The following is a 4,376-nucleotide window of genomic DNA, read 5'->3' on the forward strand; positions in this document are numbered from 1 at the left end:
CCGGCAACGTGCGCGAGCTGGAAAACCTGCTGCACCGCGCCGTCGCCCTGAGCGATGGAGAAGAGCTGCACGTGGAGCCCCCGCACGCCTCGGCCGCCGATGCCGCGCGCGCCGATGCGGGCGCATCGCCCGCCCCCGGGGGGGATCCGCCCGGCAACGGCACACCGCGCAGCGCCAACCCGGCCGCCTCCGTGCCCTTGCCCAGCGACCTGCAGGCCTGGCTGGACCAGCAAGAGCGCGAGATTCTGGTGCGGGCCCTGCGGGATACCGGCTTCAACCGCACCGCCACCGCGGCGCGGCTGGGCATCAGCCTGCGGCAGATCCGCTACCGCATCGCCCGCCTGGACATCGCCGCGCCCAACGACAGCGACGCGAATGACGACAGCGAATGAGGCACCGCACCCCGGCCCAGTGCCCTGCCCGGAGGCGGGGGACAGGCCGGTGTGGGACGGCGGCTGGTATCGGGACGCCACGCGCGAGCCCTCGCCCAACTTCGGCCCCCGCCCGGCCCAGGCGGTCATCGATCTCATCGTCGTGCATTCGATCAGCCTGCCCCCCGGCGAATACGGCGGCGGGCAGGTGCGCCGGCTTTTCACCAACACCCTCGACTGGGATGCGCACCCCTACTACGCCGGCATCCGCGGGCTGCAGGTGTCGGCCCACTTCTTCATCGAGCGCGACGGCCGGCTCTGGCAGTTCGTCGACTGCGATCTGCGGGCCTGGCATGCCGGGCCGTCGAGCTACCGGGGCCGCGCCAACTGCAACGATGACTCGATCGGCATCGAACTGGAAGGGCTGGAGGGCCAGACCTTCGAGCCCGCCCAATACGCCACCCTGGCGCGGCTTTGCGCCGACCTGCCGCTGCGCTACCCCATCGCCCACGTGGCAGGCCACGAAGACGTGGCTCCCGGCAGAAAGCAGGACCCGGGGCCGGGCTTCGAGTGGCAACGGCTTCGAGCGGACCTGCCGTGGCCACCCGCCGTGTTTCCACGGAAGTCAACCCGACCACCGCCATAATTGAGGGTTTTCCCCAACCCTCTGCACGCGGGACGCCAAACCGCGACACTCTGGGCCCGCTGCCCTCCCGCCATGGAAGACAGTGCCCACGCGGCTCCTGAAGTCAAAACGCCCGGCGTACTGCGCCAGACCACGTTTTCCCGTCCCCCACCCGCATCCACACGGCCTTTGCGCCATGCCTCGGTCACGGCTTCCAGGCCATGGAAACAGCATGTTTCCAGAATCCGGAGCAGAGGGCGCTGTACACTACCGGTAGTGTCTTGCTACCATTGCACACCCTAGATATAGCGTGTGGGCCAGCACCCAACCCCACCCCGTTCTCCGCTTTGGCGCCGCCTTACGGCCCGCCAGATCCGCCTTTTCCGACAGCTCCCAAAGGACCTTTCATGCAAGCTGCGCTAAACCCTTCATCCACAACCAACGCTACGGGGCAAGCCCCCACTGCCGCAGACGAATCGCCGGCGGCGCAGCCCGGCAGCGACCTGCTGACGCACTACCAGATCATTCGCCGCAACGGCGCAGTGGTGCCGTTCGAACCGCAGAAGATCGCAGTGGCCCTGATGAAGGCGTTTCTCGCCGTGCACGGCACCCAGGGTGCCGCTTCGGCCAGCGTGCGCGAAGTCGTGGACACGCTGACCCAGAACGTGGTGCGCGCCCTCATGCGCTCGCGCCCGGGCGGCGGCACGTTCCACATCGAGGACGTCCAGGACCAGGTCGAACTGGGCCTGATGCGCGGTGGCCACCACGAGGTCGCGCGTGCCTATGTGCTGTACCGCGAGCGCCGCTCGCAGGAGCGCGCCCACCAGCAGGAGCAGCGCACCCCCGCCGTGCCCACCCTGCACGTGATCGACCATGGCCAGCGCGTGCCCCTCGATGAAGCGCGCATGCTGAGCCTCATCCAGGCCGCCTGCTCCAACCTGGGCGCCGACATCCAGGCCGCGCCCATCGTGGCCGAAACCATGCGCAACCTGTACGACGGCGTGCCCATGGACGAGGTGTACAAGGCCTCCATCCTGGCCGCCCGCACCCTGATCGAGAAAGACCCCGACTACACCTACGCCACCGCCCGCCTGCTGCTGCACACCATCGTGCGCGAGGTGCTGGGCCGCGACGTGGCGCCCGGCGAAATGGGCGCCGCCTACGCGAACTACTTCCCCGTGTTCATCCAGAAGGGCGTGGACAACGACCTGCTGGACCCCCGCCTGCTCGAGTACGACCTGCAAAAGCTCGGCGCCGCGCTGAAGTTCGAGCGCGACCAGCAGTTCGACTACCTGGGCCTGCAGACGCTGTACGACCGCTACTTCCTGCACGTGCGCAAGAGCCGCATCGAACTGCCCCAGGCGTTCTTCATGCGCGTGGCCATGGGCCTGGCGCTCAAGGAAGACAACCGCGAAGCGCGCGCCATCGAGTTCTATGAGGTGCTCTCGTCGTTCGACTTCATGTCCAGCACCCCCACGCTGTTCAACAGCGGCACGCTGCGCTCGCAGCTGTCGTCGTGCTACCTGACCACCGTGCCCGACGACCTCGACGGCATCTACGAGTCGATCAAGGAAAACGCGCTGCTGTCCAAGTTCGCCGGCGGCCTGGGCAACGACTGGACCCGCGTGCGCGCACTGGGATCGCACATCAAGGGCACCAACGGCGAATCGCAGGGCGTGGTGCCGTTCCTCAAGGTGGTGAACGACACCGCCGTGGCCGTGAACCAGGGCGGCAAGCGCAAGGGCGCCGTCTGCACGTACCTCGAAACCTGGCACCTGGACATCGAGGAGTTCCTGGAGTTGCGCAAGAACACCGGCGACGACCGCCGCCGCACGCACGACATGAACACGGCCAACTGGATTCCCGACCTGTTCATGCGTCGCGTCATGGAAAAGGGCACCTGGACCCTGTTCTCACCCTCCAACGTGCCCGACCTGCACGACCTGTTCGGCGCCGACTTCGAAAAGGCCTACGTGGCCTATGAAGAAAAGGCTGCGCGCGGCGAGATCAAGCCCTCGCGCACGCTGCAGGCGACCGACCTGTGGCGCAAGATCCTCACCATGCTGTTCGAGACCGGCCACCCCTGGATCACGTTCAAGGATGCCTGCAACGTGCGCTCGCCCCAGCAGCACGCCGGCGTGGTGCACTCGTCCAACCTGTGCACCGAGATCACGCTGAACACCAGCGACACCGAAACCGCGGTCTGCAACCTCGGCTCGGTCAACCTGCTGCGCCATCTGAAGGACGGCCCGAACGGCCGCGAGCTCGACCACGTCAAGCTGCGCAAGACCATCTCCACGGCCATGCGCATGCTCGACAACGTGATCGACATCAACTACTACGCCGTCGAAAAGGCCCGCGCCTCCAACATGCGCCACCGCCCCGTGGGCCTGGGCATCATGGCCTTCCAGGACAGCCTGTACGAACTGCGCATTCCCTACGCATCGCAGGCCGCGGTCGAGTTCGCCGATCGATCCATGGAAGCCATCTGCTACTACGCCTACTGGGCTTCGACCGACCTGGCCAAGGAACGCGGCCACTACGAAAGCTACAAGGGCTCGCTGTGGGACCGCGGCATCCTGCCGTTCGACACGCTCGAGCTGCTGGAGAAGGCCCGCGGCGGCTTCGTGGAAGTGGACCGCTCGTCCTCGCTGGACTGGGATGCGCTGCGCAAGAAGATCGCGCAGGACGGCATGCGCAACTCCAACTGCGTGGCCATCGCGCCCACCGCCACCATCTCCAACATTGTCGGTGTCGATGCGTCCATCGAGCCCTCGTTCGGCAACCTGTCGGTCAAATCGAACCTGTCGGGCGAGTTCACGGTCATCAACGGCTACCTGGTGCGCGACCTCAAGCGCCTGGGCCTGTGGGACGACGTAATGGTCATGGACCTCAAGCACTTCAAGGGTTCGCTGCACTCCATCGACCGCGTGCCGCAGGACGTCAAGGCGCTGTACTCCACGGCCTTCGAAGTCGAGCCGTCGTGGCTCGTCGAGGCCGCATCGCGCCGCCAGAAGTGGATCGACCAGGCGCAGAGCCTGAACATCTACATGGCGGGCGCATCGGGCAAGAAGCTCGACGACACCTACAAGCTCGCCTGGGTGCGCGGCCTCAAGACCACGTATTACCTGCGCACGCAAAGCGCCACGCACGTCGAGATGAGCACCGTGAACACACGCCAGCTCAACGCCGTGTCGTCGGGCACCGACGGCGGCGGCGCACAGGCCGCATCCAAGCCCAGCGCGCTCGAAGCCGCTGCGGCCGCAGCACAGGCACAGGCCGCGGCATTGCCCGCGACCGACGTGAAGTTCTGCGCGATCGACGACCCGACCTGCGAAGCCTGCCAGTGATGCGCACGCCATGCGCGGCACCCTGATCGA

The 4,376-nt window shown here is 67.0% G+C and carries 3 protein-coding genes; all 3 read left to right on the forward strand.

Annotated features, from left to right (window positions below; genetic code table 11):
- Window positions 1-392, forward strand: a 392-nt coding sequence (locus AC27IO_RS21055) for a helix-turn-helix domain-containing protein (protein WP_498740591.1), incomplete at its 5' end; no start/stop codon positions are given.
- Window positions 376-1,017 (forward strand): 1,6-anhydro-N-acetylmuramyl-L-alanine amidase AmpD, encoded by a 642-nt coding sequence (gene ampD / locus AC27IO_RS21060; RefSeq protein ID WP_498740592.1) that lies wholly within the window; start codon window positions 376-378, stop codon window positions 1,015-1,017. The genes AC27IO_RS21055 and ampD, both read left to right, overlap by 17 nt.
- Window positions 1,018-1,403: 386 nt before the next feature.
- Window positions 1,404-4,346, forward strand: coding sequence for a ribonucleoside-diphosphate reductase subunit alpha (locus AC27IO_RS21065; RefSeq protein WP_498740594.1), 2,943 nt, complete (start codon window positions 1,404-1,406; stop codon window positions 4,344-4,346).
- The last annotated feature ends 30 nt before the right edge of the window (window positions 4,347-4,376 follow it).

Source organism: Acidovorax sp. KNOB132 (assembly GCF_057541515.1).

Bases quoted from the DNA above. Each gene is read 5' to 3' on its own strand.
- AC27IO_RS21065 (WP_498740594.1), top strand. From the start codon at position 1,404: ATGCAAGCTGCGCTAAACCCTTCATCCACAACCAACGCTACGGGGCAA.
- ampD (WP_498740592.1), top strand. From the start codon at position 376: ATGACGACAGCGAATGAGGCACCGCACCCCGGCCCAGTGCCCTGCCCG.